The sequence below is a fragment of the Pandoraea norimbergensis genome (assembly GCF_001465545.3).
Classification (GTDB): domain Bacteria; phylum Pseudomonadota; class Gammaproteobacteria; order Burkholderiales; family Burkholderiaceae; genus Pandoraea; species Pandoraea norimbergensis.
The window spans coordinates 609,701-628,740 of record NZ_CP013480.3 but is presented as its reverse complement, the minus strand read 5'-3'; the positions used below and the strand labels follow the sequence as shown (position 1 = coordinate 628,740).

Annotated in this window: 21 protein-coding genes and 1 pseudogene; 5 read left to right on the top strand and 17 right to left on the bottom strand. The window is 62.3% G+C overall.

Features of this window, described 5'->3' with window-relative positions:
• Positions 1–25: 25 nt before the first annotated feature.
• The 3 genes from cydB to AT302_RS02825 all read left to right on the top strand — a co-directional run bounded on the left by cydB (position 26) and on the right by AT302_RS02825 (position 2,272).
• On the top strand, positions 26–1,162 hold the full coding sequence (gene cydB / locus AT302_RS02835; protein ID WP_058380053.1) for a cytochrome d ubiquinol oxidase subunit II: 1,137 nt from the start codon (positions 26–28) through the stop codon (positions 1,160–1,162).
• Between the two features lie 15 nt (positions 1,163–1,177).
• The gene (cydX, locus tag AT302_RS02830; RefSeq protein WP_064675025.1) at positions 1,178–1,294 is read left to right on the top strand and encodes a cytochrome bd-I oxidase subunit CydX; all 117 of its coding nucleotides are present in this window, start codon (positions 1,178–1,180) and stop codon (positions 1,292–1,294) included.
• 135 nt (positions 1,295–1,429) lie between these two features.
• Complete coding sequence (locus AT302_RS02825; protein ID WP_058377121.1) at positions 1,430–2,272, top strand: hypothetical protein; 843 nt, start codon at positions 1,430–1,432, stop codon at positions 2,270–2,272.
• A 91-nt stretch (positions 2,273–2,363) separates the two neighbouring features.
• Here AT302_RS02825 and AT302_RS02820 read toward each other — a convergent pair whose 3' ends face one another.
• The 5 genes from AT302_RS02820 to AT302_RS02800 form a co-directional block, all read right to left on the bottom strand.
• Positions 2,364–2,966, bottom strand: coding sequence for an SCO family protein (locus AT302_RS02820; RefSeq protein WP_058380052.1), 603 nt, complete (start codon positions 2,964–2,966; stop codon positions 2,364–2,366).
• A 103-nt stretch (positions 2,967–3,069) separates the two neighbouring features.
• The gene (cyoE, locus tag AT302_RS02815) at positions 3,070–3,975 is read right to left on the bottom strand and encodes a heme o synthase (RefSeq protein ID WP_058377120.1); all 906 of its coding nucleotides are present in this window, start codon (positions 3,973–3,975) and stop codon (positions 3,070–3,072) included.
• An 18-nt stretch (positions 3,976–3,993) separates the two neighbouring features.
• Complete coding sequence (locus AT302_RS02810; RefSeq protein ID WP_058377119.1) at positions 3,994–5,265, bottom strand: COX15/CtaA family protein; 1,272 nt, start codon at positions 5,263–5,265, stop codon at positions 3,994–3,996.
• A gap of 97 nt (positions 5,266–5,362) precedes the next feature.
• Positions 5,363–6,007: an SCO family protein gene (locus AT302_RS02805; RefSeq protein WP_058377118.1), complete on the bottom strand. Its 645-nt coding sequence runs from the start codon at positions 6,005–6,007 to the stop codon at positions 5,363–5,365.
• Entirely contained in the window at positions 6,004–6,741 is a 738-nt protein-coding gene (locus AT302_RS02800) for an SURF1 family protein (protein WP_058377117.1), read from the bottom strand. Before AT302_RS02800 ends, AT302_RS02805 begins: the two co-directional genes overlap by 4 nt.
• A 133-nt stretch (positions 6,742–6,874) precedes the next feature.
• On the opposite strand from AT302_RS02800, the gene AT302_RS02795 reads away from it, so the two are divergent.
• A complete protein-coding gene (locus AT302_RS02795) occupies positions 6,875–7,078 on the top strand; it encodes a twin transmembrane helix small protein (protein WP_058377116.1) in 204 nt (67 codons plus the stop codon).
• A 271-nt stretch (positions 7,079–7,349) separates the two neighbouring features.
• Here the strand turns inward: AT302_RS02795 and AT302_RS02790 are convergent, their stop codons facing one another.
• The 7 genes and pseudogenes from AT302_RS02790 to AT302_RS02765 all read right to left on the bottom strand — a co-directional run bounded on the left by AT302_RS02790 (position 7,350) and on the right by AT302_RS02765 (position 12,651).
• A complete protein-coding gene (locus tag AT302_RS02790) occupies positions 7,350–8,210 on the bottom strand; it encodes a cytochrome c oxidase subunit 3 (protein ID WP_058377115.1) in 861 nt (286 codons plus the stop codon).
• A 35-nt stretch (positions 8,211–8,245) separates the two neighbouring features.
• Positions 8,246–8,467, bottom strand: a complete 222-nt coding sequence (locus AT302_RS02785) for a DUF2970 domain-containing protein (protein ID WP_058377114.1) — start codon at positions 8,465–8,467, stop codon at positions 8,246–8,248.
• Positions 8,460–9,077 (bottom strand): cytochrome c oxidase assembly protein, encoded by a 618-nt coding sequence (locus tag AT302_RS02780; RefSeq protein WP_058380051.1) that lies wholly within the window; start codon positions 9,075–9,077, stop codon positions 8,460–8,462. Before AT302_RS02780 ends, AT302_RS02785 begins: the two co-directional genes overlap by 8 nt.
• Before the next feature lie 68 nt (positions 9,078–9,145).
• Positions 9,146–9,265 carry a cytochrome oxidase small assembly protein gene (locus AT302_RS27945; RefSeq protein WP_212677134.1) on the bottom strand — a complete coding sequence of 40 codons (120 nt, stop codon included), beginning with the start codon at positions 9,263–9,265 and terminating at the stop codon, positions 9,146–9,148.
• A 2-nt stretch (positions 9,266–9,267) separates the two neighbouring features.
• Positions 9,268–10,860, bottom strand: coding sequence for a cytochrome c oxidase subunit I (gene ctaD / locus AT302_RS02775; protein ID WP_058377113.1), 1,593 nt, complete (start codon positions 10,858–10,860; stop codon positions 9,268–9,270).
• 47 nt (positions 10,861–10,907) lie between these two features.
• Positions 10,908–12,134: pseudogene (coxB, locus tag AT302_RS02770) on the bottom strand (cytochrome c oxidase subunit II); the annotation flags it as partial.
• Positions 12,135–12,177: 43 nt separating this feature from the next.
• The gene (locus AT302_RS02765; RefSeq protein ID WP_058377111.1) at positions 12,178–12,651 is read right to left on the bottom strand and encodes a DUF2244 domain-containing protein; all 474 of its coding nucleotides are present in this window, start codon (positions 12,649–12,651) and stop codon (positions 12,178–12,180) included.
• A gap of 607 nt (positions 12,652–13,258) precedes the next feature.
• Here AT302_RS02765 and AT302_RS02760 point away from each other — a divergent pair.
• On the top strand, positions 13,259–13,999 hold the full coding sequence (locus AT302_RS02760; protein ID WP_058377110.1) for an autoinducer binding domain-containing protein: 741 nt from the start codon (positions 13,259–13,261) through the stop codon (positions 13,997–13,999).
• Positions 14,000–14,095: 96 nt separating this feature from the next.
• On the opposite strand, the gene AT302_RS02755 is transcribed toward AT302_RS02760, so the two are convergent.
• From AT302_RS02755 to AT302_RS02735, 5 genes are all read right to left on the bottom strand, one after another.
• A complete protein-coding gene (locus AT302_RS02755) occupies positions 14,096–14,950 on the bottom strand; it encodes an NHL repeat-containing protein (RefSeq protein WP_058377109.1) in 855 nt (284 codons plus the stop codon).
• Positions 14,947–15,636 (bottom strand): flavin reductase family protein, encoded by a 690-nt coding sequence (locus AT302_RS02750; RefSeq protein WP_058377108.1) that lies wholly within the window; start codon positions 15,634–15,636, stop codon positions 14,947–14,949. The genes AT302_RS02755 and AT302_RS02750 overlap by 4 nt, the downstream gene beginning before the upstream one ends.
• 118 nt (positions 15,637–15,754) lie before the next feature.
• Entirely contained in the window at positions 15,755–16,708 is a 954-nt protein-coding gene (locus AT302_RS02745; RefSeq protein ID WP_058377107.1) for an FAD-dependent oxidoreductase, read from the bottom strand.
• Entirely contained in the window at positions 16,705–17,976 is a 1,272-nt protein-coding gene (locus AT302_RS02740; protein ID WP_084655992.1) for a threonine synthase, read from the bottom strand. Before AT302_RS02740 ends, AT302_RS02745 begins: the two co-directional genes overlap by 4 nt.
• On the bottom strand, positions 17,973–19,019 hold the full coding sequence (locus AT302_RS02735; protein WP_167365774.1) for an ornithine carbamoyltransferase: 1,047 nt from the start codon (positions 19,017–19,019) through the stop codon (positions 17,973–17,975). Before AT302_RS02735 ends, AT302_RS02740 begins: the two co-directional genes overlap by 4 nt.
• Positions 19,020–19,040: the final 21 nt, after the last annotated feature.

The window sequence follows — 19,040 nt, the reverse complement described above, 5'->3', positions numbered from 1 at the left end:
GTCAGGGAGAAACCACATCATGATGATCGATTACACCGTACTCAAGCTGATCTGGTGGGTGCTCATCGGCGTGCTGCTGATCGGCTTTGCCTTCTTCGACGGCTTCGACATGGGCACCGGCACACTGCTGCCCTTCCTTGGCAAAACCGACGCAGAGCGCCGCGTCATCATCAACACCGTTGCCCCCACTTGGGAAGGCAATCAGGTCTGGTTCGTGACGGCAGGCGGCGCGATGTTTGCCGCGTGGCCGCTGGTGTATGCCGCAGCGTTCTCGGGGCTCTACTGGGCCCTGCTGCTCGTGCTCTTCGCGTTGTTCCTGCGGCCGGTCGGCTTCGACTATCGGAATAAGTTGCCGAGCGCACGCTGGCGTACGTCGTGGGACTGGGCGCTGTTCGTCGGCAGCGTCGTGCCGTCGTTGGTGTTCGGCGTGGCGTTCGGCAACCTGTTGCTTGGCCTGCCGTTCTCGTACGACAACACGCTGCGCTCCACGTACACGGGCTCGTTCTGGGCATTGCTCAACCCGTTCGCGCTGCTGTGCGGTCTGGTCAGCGTCCTCATGCTGGTCACGCACGGCGCGGCCCACCTGCGCATGAAGGCAGATCCGCTGGTGGCCGAGCGCGCGGGCCGCATCATGCGGATGACGGCACTGGGCACGTTGTTGCTGTTCCTCGTCGCAGGGGTGCTCGTCGCCACGCATGTCGACGGCTTCGCCATCACGCAGATGGCCTCGACCGGCGCACCGGCCAACCCGCTGATGAAGCAGGTCACCACCGGCCCCGGCCTTTGGCTCACCAACTACCACACATATCCGTGGATGATCGCGGCGCCCGTGGTCGCCTGCCTGTGTGCGTTGCTCGCGGCGTTGCTCGCCACCAGCCGTGCCTACGCGTGGACGTTCGTGATCACCGGGCTGATGATGGCCGGCATCATTCTCACCGCGGGCTTCTCGATGTTCCCGTTCGTGATGCCGTCGTCCACGGCGCCGGGCAGCAGCCTCACGCTCTGGGATGCCAGTTCGAGCCAGCTCACGCTGCAAATCATGTTGATCGCCGTCGTTGTCTTCCTGCCGATCGTGCTCGCTTACACCGGCTGGGTGTACCGCGTGGTTCGCGGTCGCGTGACGATCGACGAGGTCAACGAAAACCCGCACACGATGTACTGATCAAGGAGCTGCGACATGTGGTATTTCTCTTGGGTTCTCGGCCTTGGCCTCGCGCTCGCGTTCGGCATCATCAACGTGATGTGGTTCGAAGCACATGACGATCTCGAACGGCGCAGTCAGGAAGGCAGCTGAACGTCGAACGCGCCCCTCGGGGCGCGTTTTTTCATGGTGCGGCCCAAAGAGTGAAATTGCCGGTCTGGCGGCCAAGCCTGAACGAAGCACACGCAGTACCGTGGCGCCTCCCTGACGTTCCCGATGAGGTTTGCCATGCTCCCGACACCTTCCACTATTGCAGCTTCCAAGCGCTGCGATGTGTGCCAGCGACTCAAGGCCGCTCCCTCGTTCGAGTATCTCGACCACGTGGCTCGCAGCCAACGAGGCACGCCGATTCTGAACCGCACGCCGTCTCAACTCTCCTGCCTGAAGCTGGTTCTCGACATGCCGTATGCGGCGCTGCGGGCCGAACACCTGATCAATACCGGCATGCCACCCGAGGGTGCCACCGATCTTGTCGCACGCCTGAGTCAATGTCCCGCTGGCGAATTGCAGCGGCGCATTCAGGCCACGCCAACGCTTCGCGACTGGTTTGATCACATCGCCCTGCAATCCCCAGACGGACTGAATAATGACTCGCTGATCCTGTCGCTACGTGTGCTTCAGTTGTTCGCGCACCCGACCAGCGTGCCGGTCGTCTTCGACCCCATCCGCCGGACGGTCTCGCTCTTCTACGCGCCCGGCCGTGCGCCACAGGAAGGCGCCGTCCCCGCCGACGGCACCATCCCGCGAACGCTACTCGATGCCACCGCGAGTCTGGATGCCGATTCGCCCGCGTTTCAGGCCAGCCGCCATGCACTGGATCTGCTCATCCGTACCAACGACATCGACGGCCGGCGTCAGCGCTCGCCGTTCTGGCAGTGCGATTCCGACGACTGGTGGCACGGGGGTGACGTGGTGCGCTCCGTTTCCACGCAACTCACACCAGAATTCGAAACGTGGCTGGAAGCCCGGCGCGACACCGCGGTTTCGCACAGCTTCTTCCACACGCATCGCGAACTGATCGCGGCCAATGCGCGGCGACGCAATGAGACGCTGCATCCAGCATCCGAGTGACACCATCGCAGGACTGACGATAGACGCAAAAAGGGCGGCTCGAGGCCGCCCTTTCTCTTTCGCGAATCGGGAGATGCCCGAGTCGCTGCGCTTAGCTCAGCAGCGTCTTCAGATCCTGCGCCATCGCGTCGACCGGCTCGTCCGGACGCATGAACAGACGCAGTTGCCCCTTCGGGTCGAAGACATAGATGCCGGCGGTATGGTCGATGGTGTAGTTGGTGGGCGTCGAGCCTTCCACCTTGTTGACCACCACGCGGAACGACTTCGTCACTTGTTTCAGCGCCGCATCGTCAGCCGGACGCAGCCCCACGAACGCCGGGTTGAAGGCAGGCACGTACTGCCCCATCAATTCCGCCGTGTCGCGCTGCGGATCGACGGTCACAAAGAGCACTTGCACGTTCTGCGCGTCCGGGCCGAGCTTCTGCATCACCTGATTGAGTTCGGCCATCGTGGTCGGGCACACATCCGGGCAATGCGTGTAGCCGAAGAACATCACCACCGCCTTACCCTTGTAATCGGCGAGCGTGCGCGTCTTGCCCTGCGGATCGAGCAACGAGAAGTCCTGCGCGAACTCCTTGTTACCGGTGATATCGAGACTCTGGAACGTCGGACCGTCCTTGCCGCAGGCGGCGAGCAAAACGGTAAGCCCCATCAGAAACATCGCGCGGCGCAACCAGATGACAGCAAGCTTCATGAAGAAATGACCCCGAAACAAAGGAAACGGCATGGCCTGAAATGACAACAGGCGCGCCGGCAGCAAAAACCGTAACGCGCCTGTCTTCGTCTTCATCAGACCATCAGCCGAGCAAATAGATCTGCACGTAGTGATCGATCAGCAACGCTGCGAACAGCAGCGAGAGATAGACGATCGAATAGCGGAACATCGAGCGCGAGAGCGCATCGGAATAGTTGCGCCACAACTTGATCGCGTAGCCCAGGAAGATGCCCGAGAGCACCACCGCCGAAGCCAGATACAGATAACCGCTCATGCGATGTGCAAACGGCAGCAGCGAGACGGCAAACAGCACCACGCTATAGAGCAGAATCTGAAGACGCGTGTACTTTTCGCCGTGCGTATTCGGCAGCATCGGCAGGCCGGAATTCACATAGTCCTGACGGCGATAGAGCGCGAGCGCCCAGAAGTGCGGCGGCGTCCAGACGAAAATGATGAGCACCAGAATCCACGCATCGGCCGGCACGGCGCCGGTTACAGCGGCCCAGCCGAGGGCCGGCGGCATCGCCCCCGCAGCACCGCCGATCACGATGTTCTGCGGCGTCGAGGGCTTCAGGATGATGGTGTAGATGAGGGCGTAGCCGACAAAGGTGCCGAGCGTGAGCCACATCGTGAGCGCGTTGGTGTACGTGTAGAGCACCACCATGCCGGCAGCACCCAGAATCGTCGAGAAGACGATGATCTGCCACGGTGCGATTTCGCCCCGGGCGGATGGGCGCCAAGCAGTGCGGCGCATGAGCGCGTCGACGCGTTGCTCGATCAGGCAGTTCACGGCGAAAGCGGAACCGGCAAGCAGCCAGATACCGATGGTGCCGCCAATCAGCACCTGCCACGGCACCATTCCGCGCGTGGACAGGAACATGCCGATGACGGCGCAGAACACGGCGAGCTGCGTCACACGGGGCTTGGTCAACGCCCAGTATTGTGCGATACGGCTAGACGGCGGATGGGGAAGGGTCGTGCTTTTCATACACTCAGAGGCAATGCGCTACGCCGAGCCAGTCGGGGCGCCAGCGAGTGGTGCGGCAGCCGGCTCCGCTGCGGGGAGGGGCTTCTGGCGGGCGGGATCGGCAGATTGATCCAGGGGACTCAGATCGGCCGAAACAGACGCCGCCCGGGCGGCGCGAATGCGGTAGTTTAACATAACAAGCAATAGCAGCAGGACCGCCGCACCACCGTTGTGCGCAATGGCGTTCAGCAACGGCCACTGGAAAACGATGTTCGACAGCCCCGTCGCAAACTGCACGAGGACAAGCATAAATACCAGAGTTGCGGGCCGCCGTAGCGCGGCATGTCGTCGCAGGCGCGTCGCCAGCCAGCCCAGATAAAGCACCACGATCACCGCGAACGTCCGGTGCGCCCAGTGAATCGCGACGAGGGCGTCCATCGGAATCACCTCGCCACCGGCCGTCTTGCCCAGCTCGCGCCAGAGCTTGAAGCCATTGTGGAAATCCATCGACGGCACCCACTGACCTTGACACGTTGGGAAGTCAGTGCAGGCGAGCACGGCGTAGTTGGTACTCACCCAGCCACCCAGCGCAATCTGGAACACCAGCAACGCCAGCCCGATCAGCGCCGCCCAGCGCCAGCGCAACGCACTGGGATCAGCCGCGATGGACGACCCCGGTGACGCCGGTACTTGACTCGACGCGAGCCACGCCAGCGAGCCCAGCAAAGTGAGCGCCAGCATCAGGTGCGTCGTGACGATCACCGGCTGGAGCTTCATCGTGACCGTCCAGGCGCCGAATGCACCCTGCACGCACACGAGAACAAATAGCCACGTGGCGAGCCACGGCGACTGCACCGGCACCCGACCTGCCCGTCCTTGTGCTGTTCCTTGCGCCGTTCCTTGCGCCGCCACGTCGCGGCGTCCCCGCGCTTTCAGCCATTTCGTCCAGGCCATCACCATCAGCACGATGATCAGCACGCCCACTGCCATGGCGAAATACCGGTGGATCATCTCGATCCACGCCTTGACGAACGTCACCGGCCCGGTCGGCAGCATCAACTGCGCCGCGTGAATGTCGGCATGCGCCGCAAACGGCGACGACGTGCCGTAGCAGCCCGGCCAGTCGGGACAGCCAAGCCCCGAATCCGTCAGGCGCGTGAAACCGCCGAACATGATCAGGTCCAGCGTGAGAAAGGTCGTCACCCAAGCCAGTTTGCGGTACTTGTCGGCGTCGCGGCGCAGCAGCACCCAGCCCAGCGGCAGCACCGCGATACACAGGCCGATGAAGCCCAGTTCCAAAAGGTAAAGCATCGGTTTTACGTCAATCCTTCGTCATGTCCGGCGCGTGCTCGCGGCCGAATTTCCGTCATGCGGTCAGCGACCGCCCTTGCCCTTGCCTTGGCCCCAATCAACCCGTACCCGACCACTTCAGCAGTCGCGTCAGGTCGCTCTTGATGCGGCCCGGGTCGGGACTCTTGGGGAACGCCATCATCAGGTTGCCCAGCGGGTCGACCAGATAGATGTGATCGCGCAGGCCGGTGCCCTCTTGCGTCGGCAGCCAGTTGGCCAGTGCCACCGGGTCGGCGCGCAAACGGCGCGTGTTTTCGTAGGCCGTGTCGAGCTTGTCCGAGACGGCGTTGTCGTCCGTCACCAGCCAGATCGTTTCCACTCGTGTGCGCTCGTTGCCCTGCAACACGCGGATCTGCCGCATGTAGAAGAGCTTGCTCACACAATTCTCATCGCACGCGGCCGTGTCCGCGCTGATCAGCAGCCACTTGCCCTTGAGAGACGTCAGCGGCAGGGTCTCGTTGGTTTCGTCGTCGCGAACCACCAGCGCAGGCAGCGGACGTTGCGGTTCGATCAACTTGCCGTACGACGACGTGCCGCCCTGCGGCTTGAACACGAAATACATCAGGTAAGCCGCCACGGCCGGTGCCGCGCACACGGCAAACAGCAGCACCAGCATACGCCGCGCCTTGCGGCGTTGCACCGGGTCGACCGCCGGTGTCGAGGGTGCGGATTTGGCCTGCCCGCTGGTCACATCTGCACTCATATCCGCCTCATGTTCTGCGCTGGGTTTGCCAGCCGACGGCCGCGCTTGTATGCCATGCGCAGCCCCAACAACGCGAGGATCAGCGACATGCCGAACCACTGCGCCATATAACCATAGTTGCGATCTGCGCCGCTTGCCGGCGCCGGCCAGTCGCGCAGCAGATGATCGCCCGTGTCGTTCGTCTGCATGATCACGAACGGCTGCAACGGCAAACCGGTTTCGCGTGCGTAGTCACCCGCGTCGAGATTCTGCCGGATCATCAGCCCTGCCGCCGAACCGCCATGCCCCAGTTCGAAAGCGCGCGACGGATCGGGCTGGGCCAGACCCTCGATCGTCACGTCGCCCGCAGGTGTGGGGTACGGCATGATGGCGGCGCGATCGCGCAAGTCGCGCGGCAGCCAGCCACGGTTCACGAGCACGACGCGCTCCGGCGTCACCTGCAACGCCATCACCACATAGAACCCCGGGAGTTCGTTGCGCGGACGGTTATCCAGATACACGACACGATTCTGGAGGAAATGCCCGGTCACGCGAACGCGCCGGTTGGCGACGTCGGACAACGCATAAGCGCGCGCGTTCGGGCCACGCGCTAGCTCGATCACCGGCGCATGCTCAGCCTGTTCGATCTGCGCCTGACGGTCCAGCCGCAGATGGGCGCGGCCGTATTGCCACACGCCCAGCGCAGCGGTCAGCGCCACGCCCAGCACGATCAACAGCGTCGGCACTGGCCGCATGCCGCGAAAAAGGGTTTTCAACACTTACGTTCCTTGTCTGGCAGCGCGTGAGAGCCCTCGCGCACACTGCATTGCAGCGTGCCAGCCGGGGCTCGTTGCCCGATAATGACGCATTCCCGTCATCCAGCCGATCATGCGCATTCTCGTTGCCATCGCCTTCATCTTGATTCTCGGCAGTCTGGCGTCCGCATTGTTTTTCATGATGCGGGACAAGGGCCGATCCAATCGCACCGTCCATTCACTCATGGTGCGCGTCGGCCTGTCGGTGACGCTGTTTCTGCTCATCCTGTTTGCTAACTGGATGGGCTGGATTCACAGCACGGGCATACGATACTGAGTCCCGCGCGCAAGCCCTGCGGCAAATCGCCGCACCCATCGCCTACCAGTCGTGCCGTTCGAACCCTGAGCGCAGTCACGTTCTCCGAACGTTCGTCGCGGCGCGCGTCGACGCCCCGGCCCGTCCCTCACGCATTGCTGCGACATATGGCCGCATTCTCAGCGGCGTCCTGACGCATTCTCACTTCGCGAACGCTATAAACAGAAACGCCGCCGGAATCCGGCGGCGTGTCACACCGATCGATACGCGATTTCGATACGGCGTTAAACCATCAGAGCCAGTACACCACGACGTAGAGACCCAGCCACACTACGTCCACAAAGTGCCAGTACCAAGCGGCGCCTTCGAAGCCGAAGTGATGCTCCGGCGTGAAGTGCCCCTTGATCAGGCGAATCAGCATGACGGAGAGCATGATCGCGCCCAGCATCACGTGGAAGCCGTGGAAACCCGTGAGCAGGAAGAACGTCGAGCCATACACGCCCGAGGTCAGCTTCAGGTTCAGCTCGGTGTAGGCGTGGTGATACTCATACGCCTGGAAGCCCAGGAACACGAAGCCCAGCACGACCGTGGCGAACAGCCAGAAAATTGCGCTGCCACGATGGTTCGCACGCAAGGCATGGTGTGAAATCGTGAGCGTAACGCCCGAGGTCAGCAGCAGTGCCGTGTTGAGCGTCGGGATCGGCCACGGGCCCATCGTTTCGAACGCATCGACCACACCGGCCGGGCCGGCGTTCGGCCACACAGCGGTGAAGTCGGGCCAGAGCAGCTTGTTGTCGAGATCGCCGAGCCACGGCATCGCCAGCGTGCGCGCATAGAACAACGCGCCAAAAAACGCGGCGAAGAACATCACCTCGGAGAAGATGAACCAGCTCATCCCCCAGCGATACGAGACGTCGATGCGCTTGCTGTAAAGCCCGCCCTCCGACTCGGCGATCGAATCGCCGAACCACGAGCGCAAGACCCACAGCACCCACAGCAGACCAGCCAGCGCCGTCCACGGGGCCCACGGCAGCCCGTTGACCCACGCGGCGGCCGAGCCGAGCACCACCAGCAGGCCGATGCTGCAATTGACCGGGTGGCGCGATGGCGCCGGTACGAAGTAATAAGGCGCCGTTTGGTGTTGACCACTCATTCTTATCTCTCCAGGCTTGGTTCTCTTTGTCTGAATCACGTCGCGAGGCGGATGGCGAGCTTCGCCAGCAGCACCAGCGCCACCACGAACAGGATGCCCCCGATCAGTCCCGCGATAATCAGATGCACAGGGTTGAGCTGTGCCATGTCGCGGTCGTGATCACGCCCCTTACGCACGCCGAAGAACGACCAGAACACCGCTTTCACGGTCTGGACAAACGACAGCTTGCGACGGGTCGCCTCCTTGAGGTCATCCATTGCTGCCCTTGCCTCCGCTTCCGCCCGTTAGCGCACCCGGCACCGTCGCTGGGGCGTTCGACACATCCGCACGCTGGTTGGCGTCGGCTTTGCCGAGATCGAAAAAAGTGTAGGACAGCGTAATCGTCGTCACATCTTTTGGCAGTTTCGTGTCCACCACGAACACCACCGGGAATTCCTTGGCCTCACCGGCCCTGAGCGTCTGCTGCGTGAAGCAGAAACACTCGATCTTCTTGAAGTAGCTCGCCGCCTGTGCCGGTGCGTAGCTCGGAATTGCCTGCGCCCGAACCTCGTGCGGCTGCTGGTTAGCCACTTCATACTCAATCGTCGCGATCTGCCCCGGATGCACCGTCAGACTGCTCTTAGCCGGCTTGAATCGCAATGGCCCCTGCGCGTTCGCATCGAACTCGACAATAATCGTGCGGCTCTCGTCGACTTGCGAATTGCGCGCGGTCAGCTCGTTTGTGCGATCACCCAGTTGGTTAATGCCCACGAGATCGCAGAACGCGCGGTAGAACGGCACCATGGCGTAGCCGAAACCGAACATCACCGCGACCAGCAGCAACAACTTGCTGAAGGTGCGCACATTGAGCCGCCGCATACCCGCCATATTCATCCTTTTCCGTCTCGCCGAACGCTGGTTGCCCTGCGTCCGGCGCCTTGCTTGTGCGCGTAGCGTCAGATCCCGCCCAACAGCTTGGCCTTGATCATCACGCCGAAGAAGAAAATCGCGACCACCGACGCCAGAATCAATCCGGTGCGCAGGTTCTTTGCGCGCTGTTCACGTGCGAGTGCCATGTTCAATGCACCTTCGGCGGCGTCTCAAACGTGTGGAACGGGGCCGGGCTCGGCACGGTCCACTCGAGACCTTCTGCGCCATCCCACGGCTTGGCTTCCGCCGCCGGACCGCTACGCCACGTCGGCAGCGCGATGCAGAACAGGAAGTACACCTGCATCAGGCCGAAACCGAACGCGCCGATCGTTGCGATCTGGTTGAAGTCCGTGAACTGCGCCGGGTAGTCGGCATAGCGACGCGGCATGCCGGCCAGCCCCAGGAAGTGCATCGGAAAGAACGTCACGTTGAACGTGATGAGCGAGCCCCAGAAGTGGAACTTGCCGCGCCACTCGTTGTACATGTGGCCCGTCCACTTCGGCACCCAGTAATAGAACCCTGAGAAGAGCGCGAATAGCGAACCGGCCACTAGCACGTAGTGGAAGTGCGCCACCACGTAGTAAGTGCCGTGCATCTGAATGTCGAGCGGGGCCAGCGAGAGGATCAGGCCGGTGAAGCCGCCCATCGTGAACACGAACAGGAAGCCCACGGCGAAGAGCATCGGCGTCTCGAACGTGAGCGCGCCCTTCCACATCGTGGCGACCCAGTTGAACACCTTCACGCCGGTGGGCACCGAGATCAGCATCGTCGCGTACATGAAGAACAGCTGGCCCGTCACCGGCATCCCGGTCACGAACATGTGGTGCGCCCACACCATGAACGAGAGAATCGCGATCGACGCCGTGGCGTACACCATCGAGCTATAGCCGAACAGCGGCTTGCGCGAGAACGCCGGAATCACCTGCGAGACGATCCCGAACGCCGGCAAGATCATGATGTACACCTCGGGGTGACCGAAGAACCAGAAAATATGCTGGTACATCACCGGATCGCCGCCGCCCGCCGCATTAAAGAACGACGTGCCGAAGTGACGGTCCGTGAGCAGCATCGTGATCGCGCCTGCGAGCACCGGCATCACGGCGATGAGCAGGTAGGCGGTGATCAGCCACGTCCACACGAACATCGGCATCTTCATGAGCGTCATGCCCGGCGCGCGCATGTTCAGAATGGTCACGATGATGTTGATCGCGCCCATGATCGACGAGGCGCCGAGAATGTGCGCGCCGAAGATCGCCAGATCCTGGCCCGGACCCATCTGCACCGACAGCGGCGCGTACATCGTCCAGCCGGCTGCCGTGGCACCGCCCGGCACGAGGAACGACGAAATCAGCAGCAGACCGCCGACCGGCAGCAGCCAGAAGCTGAAGTTGTTCATCCGCGCGAAGGCCATGTCCGACGCACCGATCTGCAACGGGATCATCCAGTTCGCGAAACCCACGAACGCCGGCATGATTGCGCCGAAAATCATCACCAGCCCGTGCATGGTGGTGAGCTGATTGAAAAACTCCGGACGAATGAATTGCAGGCCCGGTTCAAACAATTCCGCACGGATCATCAACGCCATCACGCCGCCCGAGAGCAGCATGACGAACGAGAAGATCATGTACATCGTGCCGATGTCCTTGTGATTCGTCGCGAACAGCCAGCGACGCCATCCGTGCGGATGGTCGTGCGCGTGATCGTCGTGACCCGCCACGTGATCGTGAGCGATGGAACTCATACCCAATCTCCTTCCTCGACTTGGTCGAACGGCACTTAACTATTCTTCGCTGCGCGCACAGCGTTGGCGGCATCACCGGCATTGGCCGACTTGTTGCCACGCGCTTCGCGCACCTGTGCCGGCTGAACGACGTCGCCGGTCTTGTTGCTCCACGAGTTGCGCTCGAACGTAATCACGGCGGCCAACTCCACATCGTTCAGATGCGACCAGTTCGGCATCGCATTCTTGCCATGCAGCACGATGCTGATGTGATCGGCCACCGGGCCCGTCACGATCTTCCCGCCATCGAGTGCCGGGAAGGCACCGCCGCCCTTGCCGTTCGGCTGGTGGCAAACCGCGCAGTTCGAGGCGTAGACCTTCTGGCCACGCTCCATGAGTTCAGCCACGGTGTAGGTCTTGTTGGGATCGTCGGCGGACGCCGCCATCAGCTTCTTCTGCGCATCGACCCACTTGGTGTAGTCCTCTTCCGAGACCACCTTCACCACGACCGGCATGTACGCGTGTTCCTTGCCGCACAACTCGGTACAGAAGCCGCGATACTCGCCCACCTTCTCGGCCTTGAACCACGTGTCGCGCACGAAGCCGGGGATCGCGTCCTGCTTGATACCGAAGGCCGGCACGTAGAACGAGTGAATCACGTCGTTGGCCGTCGTGATCAGGCGCACCTTCTTGTTGACCGGCACGACCATCGGGTTATCGACTTCTTGCAGGTACGTGTTGCTCTTGGGTTCCTGCCCGTCGATCTGGCTGCGCGGCGTGCTGAGCGTCGAGAGGAACTTGATGCCCTCGCCGTCGCCCTTGAGGTAGTCGTAGCCCCACTTCCACTGATAGCCGGTGACTTTGATGGTCAGGTCGGCGTTGGTGGTGTCCTTCATCGCCACCACGGTCTTCGTGGCGGGCAGCGCCATCAGAATCACGATGATGAACGGCACAACCGTCCAGATCACCTCGACCGTGGTGCTTTCATGGAAATTCGCGGGCTGATGGCCCTTGGATTTGCGGTGCTTGATGATCGAATAGAACATCACGCCGAACACGCCGATGAAGATCACCAGACAGATGATCAGCATCATGGTGTGCAGGCTGTGAAGCTCTTCCGCAAGCTTGGTGACTGGCGGCTGGAAGTTGAGCTCGTTGACGGCCGGTCCCCCCGGCATATCGGAGACCCCCGCTACTGCCAGTGCCGGAGCGCCGGCGAGCAGTGAGGCGCCCGCAAGGAAAGCCGCCAGGGCATGTTTCGTTTTTTTCATAGCTTCCTTACCCAAAATTACCATCCAAATCCTCCCTGGCGGTCGCCCGAGATCGTCTCCATCTCTCTCAGGCCTCTTGGGCAAGACAACGGCGCAGCTCGCGCGCAAACGTTTCGCGGCGATGCGGCGCAAGGTAGGTACCGACAGTGACCGAGCGGCTGCCCGAGCGCAAGATGATGCGCAAACGCGGCGGCTTCTCGATGTCGATGCGCACCCAGCGGGGATTGAACTCGTATTGCGTCAACCTCTGTGCTGAACGTTGCTCGACCACAAGGCTCACGGGCGACAACCGAATGACCTCGTAATCTGTGGCATGCCGGGCATGAATGACGAACGCAACGCCCACCACGAGCAAGTCCAGGCCTGTGAACGGCAAGACCAACCACCCACCGCGCCACGCCGCAATCAAGGCAACACCCAGCGACACGGCGGCCAACGACAGGTAGAACAGGACAAACTGGCGCGGCGATATCGCGCAGTTGCGCTTGTGCTTCCATTCCTTCGTCACCGATCCGGCTTCGGAAGAAGAGGCTGCGAGCATCGCCGTCACCCGTGGGGCATTTTGGGTCTTTCATGTCCGACGGCCGGGAACTAGTTACGTCCGGGCCGCGACAAACTGCCGCATTATAGAACGCGCCTTCTCGAAGCGACAACATTGATACCGAGTATTTGGCGCGCCATAGCATCCTCCTGAACTCATTGATGCAAAAGGGAAATCCGGTTATTCCCTTAGCTGGCGAAGCGCGCGCGGAGGCGTCTACGGGATACTCCCTATGCTTTGCGCGTTTGACACATTGCAACACGACACAAGTCATTGCGGTGTCCTGAATAGCCCGTCGCCGATCTCGTCAAACATCGCTCACCGCATCACCGGCTGCCCCCATTGTCTCGGTCGTGACACATTCACCGTCGCCGGCCGGTCCATCGCGCGCGTTACGATGTGATGCAATGCGGGATTCGTCCGATATCCATCAACAGTAGACGTTGCACCGGATTTCGCGTGCGACGTTATGTCGCGCCCGTCTCCGGGTCGCGCCGTGACAACACTCAAGTGAGACGGCGCCGACCATGGCGGGCCGCACGTGTTCTCGCGTGCTACAAGCGATGCATATTCCCTACATGAACGCCGATGCCGGCGAATCGATGCCATGCGTTGCGCGATCCTTCACGCGTTTGCCGACGGTCTGCAAACGCTTCAGGCGGCCTCCGACTTCGACGCACTGCACGCGACGCTGCAATCGTTGTGCGGTCTGCTCAGACAACGCTACTTCCGCTATCAGGGGCAGTTCACATTGCCACGCGGCGATGCGGCTGAGCCCGACGTCTCCAACTACCCCGAACCGTGGCAACACCGTTACAACGAATGCGGTTATGCCGCCCTCGACCCCGTGCTCGCACGGGCGCGCACACAGATGACACCCGTCGAGTGGACGCCTGACTTGTTCGCAACACCGGAAGCTTCGCGTTTTCGCTGTGAGCAAACGGCGGCCGGACTTTGCACGGGCGTGACGTATCCGGTGTTTGCGCCATCCGGCGCGGCGGGCATGTTGAGTCTTGCCGCCTCGGATGCCCGCCCGCGCCCGCGTTTGCGCGCATGGACGCAACACCTCGGCGCAGCGCTGGCGATGCATGTGCACGATGCCGCGTGGCGCATCGTGCAACGCGAGGCCGCGTGCGCTTTACCACCGGCGTTGACACCACGAGAGCGCGAATGTCTGCAATGGGTGGCACGCGGCAAAACATCATGGGAGATTGGCCGCATCCTGACCATCTCCGAACACGGCGTGGTCTTTCATCTGCGCAGCGTGATGCGCAAGTTCGACGTGTCGAGCCGGCACCGCGCGGCAAAACTGGCCAGCGAGTATGGTTTGCTCGACGAAGTACATTGAGGACGGAGACGTCACGGCGTGGCTGCATTCCGACGCTCGAGACGCCTCGACGATTCTGCCGCTTGGTTTGTGCGCGCCATCTCCGACGAACTGACATCACGCGAAGCGGCGCAATCGTGTGACACAGTTCGGCATCATGTTGGCGACATAAATATCGCCACGCGCATCGACGGCGAGACCGTGACCGATGGCGCCGAAAGTTCGGCAGCGGCCGATGAGTTGCCCGCTCGGCGTGTAGGCGCAAAGGCGCGGTGTCTGATCGGACACATAGAGGATGCCGTCGTGACCGATCGCGATGGCGGTCGGCAAATGCAGTCCATCAATTTCGCCGCACCATTCACCGTCGACAGAAAGACATTGCACGCGATGATTCTCGCGATCCACGACCCATACCCGATCCTCCGCGTCGATGGCAATCGCATGCGGATTGCTGAAGCGTCCGCGCTCGCCCCCGATGCCTCCCCAACTGCGAAGATGGCGTCCTTGTGACGAGAATTGATGAACGTGCGAATTGCCATAGCCGTCCGAGACCCAGATCTCACCGCTCGACGCTACCGCGACACCGGTCGGATGATTGAACGGCTCGCGCCATCTGGGCTCATCTGCGATGCCCAGCGTGATATCGAGTGCACCATCGGTATCGAAGCGATGCACGCAATGGCGATCCGAATCGACAAGATGCAGTCGCCCTTGCAGATCGAAGCAAGCGCTGTGACCGTGTGTCGTGGCGTCGTACTGCCAGTGGCCGCGCCCTTGGCCATCGTCGCCATACCATCTCACAACAGGATCGCCTCGCATGATCAGGGCAACGCCCAGCGTTGGGTGAATCGCAACATCGGAGACAAACGCGCGGCTCAGATCTTCCCCGGAAAACGGTGCAACGTCGACGTGATAGCGGCGCGCGCCCAACGCCACGACACGCGCTTCACTACAAGCGGGTGCGGCGGTCATGCGTCGCCCCCTTTGACGGCCTCACCGCGCGGGCGGGTGCTCTCCTGCCGCGTCACCAGATCTGCCAGTGTCTTGTAGCGGGTCAACGTGAAGGTATCGCTGGCGGCATTCACGAATTCACCACCGCCCAGTCGGCCAATCGGCTTCAGTTCACGCAGGTTCACCTGATGCGTCGCAGGATCGAGCAAAGCATCGTCCACATGCGCTGCGAGCACCGTGCCAAGGACAACCCACCCGCCCCCGGGGGATGCGCTGATCTCGATGATGTCGCGCACGGTGCACTCGAACGCCACACTGGCCTCCAGCACGCGCGGTGGCCGCACGCGAGAAGACGCCACCGGTGTCACGCCGGCCAGCTCGAACTCCGACTCACCGGGCGGCAGCGGTGCCGCCGAAAGATTCACGGCCTCGATACACGAGGCACTCGCTACGTTCACGACGAACTCCGGCACCGCTTCGATGTTGCGCAGCGTGTCCTTCTTGCGCATCGGCGGCGGCGGCACGACCGGACAGAACAGCACCGTCATCGGCACACAACACACGCCCATAAAGTACGCATACGGCGCAAGATTCGGCCGCCCATGCCCATCGATCGTACTCACCCAGGCAATAGGGCGCGGCAGGATCGTGCTCATCATGAAATTGTAGATGCGGGCTTCGTCGAGTGTCGCGGGATCTATCTGCATGAGGCCTCTCGATACGCGCGGTTTGCGCAATGCGTGCTTGGAAGGTACTTGGTAGGTACTTGGTAGGTACTTGGTAGGTGCTTGGTAGGTACTTGATAGGGGCTTGATGCATGCGTGATCAAGTCGTCACTGCTTCTCCCATCAGGCGGAGTACCTGATTAGCACATCCCCACGACAGCGTGAAACCACCACCGCCATGACCGTAGTTGTGAAGCAAGCCGCCATGTGTGCCGTCGCGTTCTACGCGCGCAACACGCCGCATCGGCCGAAAACCGACACGGACGTCGATGAGATCCAGTGAGGCAACCCCCGCGCAAAGACTCGCGCATCGTCGAACGATCTCGCCGACCTGTCGCTCGCCGATGACCGTTGACGTCATATCGGGGTCGGCGGTCCCGCCGAGGATGATGTCGTGACGCCGTTCGACGACGTACGTCGGGCGCAACGGGTCGGTGTCGTCCACGAAGCACCCGTGCACCGCGTCGTGACGCAGGGCCCGTAGCACCACCGCGCGTGACAGCGACAACTCACGGTCGCCGAAGGCCGCGCCGCCGTAGCCGCAGCAATTGACCACGTAGTCGGCGTCGTCAAGCAAGGTGGCCGGGTCGCTGACTCGCGCGAGGACGAACCGCCCGCCGAGATCAAGAAACATGTCCATCAGGTAACCGAGATAGGTGCCGGTGTCGGCGACGGGCACCTCCATGCGATAGGCGCAGGCATAGCGTGACGGCACTTCCGCACTCAGTCGCACGACGCCCGGCACGCACACTGACCACCATGGCGTGCCCGCGTCGCGCTCGAAGTATTCCGTGAGCGGCCGCATGACGACACCCGACGCGTCATCGTCGGACAGGCGCGCCATCTCCGCATAGGTCTGACGGGCGTTTTCGAGATAGACGAGATCGGGGGCCTGATAAAACGGATGCCAGATGGCAGCGGCCAATGCAGAGGTCGTCTGCGCCGGCGCTTCCACCGCGTGAATTGCCACATCGCAACCGGCCATCGAAAGCGTCACGGCAGTGGTGAGGCCGCTGACGCCCGCACCGACGACGATGACGCGTCGGCGCGTCACGGACGGCTCCGCATCGGCACGTCGATCATGTCACCGGGGCAGATGGATGGCGCGAAGGCACCAAGGTCTGTCGCGGCCGCCTCCATATCACATGCCACGCGCGCACACGCGTGCGGGTCTTTCAGACCACTCCCTGTCCCTAGCAAGACCACGCGCGCGCCCGGCTCGATGCGCCCGCAGGCAATGGCGTCGCTGAGTGCCGCGTGCCCGGCAGCGGCCGATGGCTCGAACCACAATCCATAGCGCTGCGACAAGATTTGCGACGAGGCCATGATCTGCGCGTCAGTCACGACGACGCACTCACCTTGCGTCATTCGCAACGCCTGCAACGCCGCCAGATGGTCACGCGGCCGAGACACCGAAAGACTGTCCGCCAGCGTGTTCGGCCTGACAGGTGTCGGCGACGACGGCAGCGCACCGGACACCCCGCTCATGAGCCAATCATGCGCGATGCTGTGCGAACTGCGGGCCTGTGCAGCAAGCAAACGGGGCATACGTGACGTAATGCCCAATGCATGGAGGTCCAGAAACCCCGTAGCGATCCCCGAGAGAATATTGCCGTCCCCTGTCGGCACGACCACCCAGTCGGGCACATCCCAGCCGAGCGCTTCGGCAATCTCGAACGCGCACGTCTTCTTGCCTTCCCGGGTGAACGGATTGAAACCCGTATTGCGGCAGCACACATCCGGCGCGTCGGCCATGCTGATAGCGACATCGAAAGCGTGGTCGTAGGTGCCATCGATGACCTGCACCTGTGCGCCATAGGCGCGTATTTGCGCGAGCTTGGCGTACGGCGTGTGCCTGGGCACCACCACGGTCGCAGGCATTTTCTGCGAAGCCGCGATACATGCGAGCGACGCACCGGCATTGCCCGTCGATGCGGTCACCACCTGCGTGCAGCCAAGCCATCTGGCGGCCGCCAGCACCAACTCCGTTGCGCGATCTTTGAGTGAGCCGCTCGGATTACGGCTGTCGTCCTTCACCCAAAGATGTACGCCGTCGTCGGCACCTAACGAGAGCAACGGCGTGTCACCCACGGCAAGACGGCTCGCCCAACGCGACGATATCGGCAGGAGAGGTGCGTAACGCCACAAGCCTGTTCCGGATAAGGAAGCGACGATGTCGGCCGCCGAGGGCTGCTCGTCGTCGACACTGGTCGCTCTCTCGATGCGCAGGTTGTGTCCACACAGGGGGCACAGATAACAAATCGTGCCCCAGTCTTGCGGTTTGGCGCACCGCACACAAACGTACTGGTATGAGAACGTCATGCCAGACACCCCGGATTGAGCAAATGCGCCATCACGGCGTTCTGCGCATGCAGGCGATTCGCCGCCTGTTGGAATACCCAGGATTGCGGCCCGTCGATGACCTCATCCGTCACTTCCTGCCCTCGGTCGGCGGGCAAACAGTGCAGGTATCCCGCGCCAGGTGCCGCGTGTCGCAACACCTGCGCATCGATGCACCAGTCGCGATGCGGTTCGAACGCAGCGAGCATGGCGCGTTCATCCACCACATCGCCGTGGCGTGTTGGCAGATGCGCAAGACTGCACCACGATTTTGCGTAGACGGCGTGCGCATCGGTCACACCATCGAGCAAGTCGTGCGTCACCCGCACATGAGCGCCCGTCTGGTTCGCGAACCGTGTCGCTGCCAGCATGATCTCCGGATCCAGTGCGAACGCAGGGGGATGCGCCAGCGTCACGTCCATGCCGGACTTCACGGCGGCAAGCAGCAGACTTTGCGGCACGGCGACGGGCTTGTGCCCGCTTCCCGAATACGCCCAACTGATGCAGAGTCTGCGCCCCGTCAGGCCACCGAGTTGTTCGCGTAACGTCATGACGTCAGCCAGTGCCTGGCACGGATGAAAGCGGTCGCACTCCATGTTGATCACCGGCACGCTGGCCCATCGTGCGAAGGCTTCCAGATGCCGGTGCGCGCCGCCATACACCCAGCCAGCGGGCTCGCCATACATCCGGATGGCAATCGCATCACCGTACGCCGACAGCACGCGGGCCACGTCCGCGATACGCTCGGTCGAGTACGGAATTTCCTGCTCGGGCAGCGCGGGCGTGTAGATGCCGTTTTGCGGGTCCAGCATGACGGCATGACCGCCCATGCGGGACAGTCCGGTTTGGAAACTACTGCGCGTGCGCAGCGACGCGTTGTAGAAAAGGAAGTAGATGGTTCGGCCGCGCAACGCGAACTCAGTTTGCTGAGGGTAGCGTCGCTTGAAGTCGAGTGCCGCATTGAGCAACGCGCGGTAGTCCGCCGCACTCATCGTCAGGTCAGGGGCAAGCCAGCCAGAAGTCACGGATATCTCCTTGTCGATGCT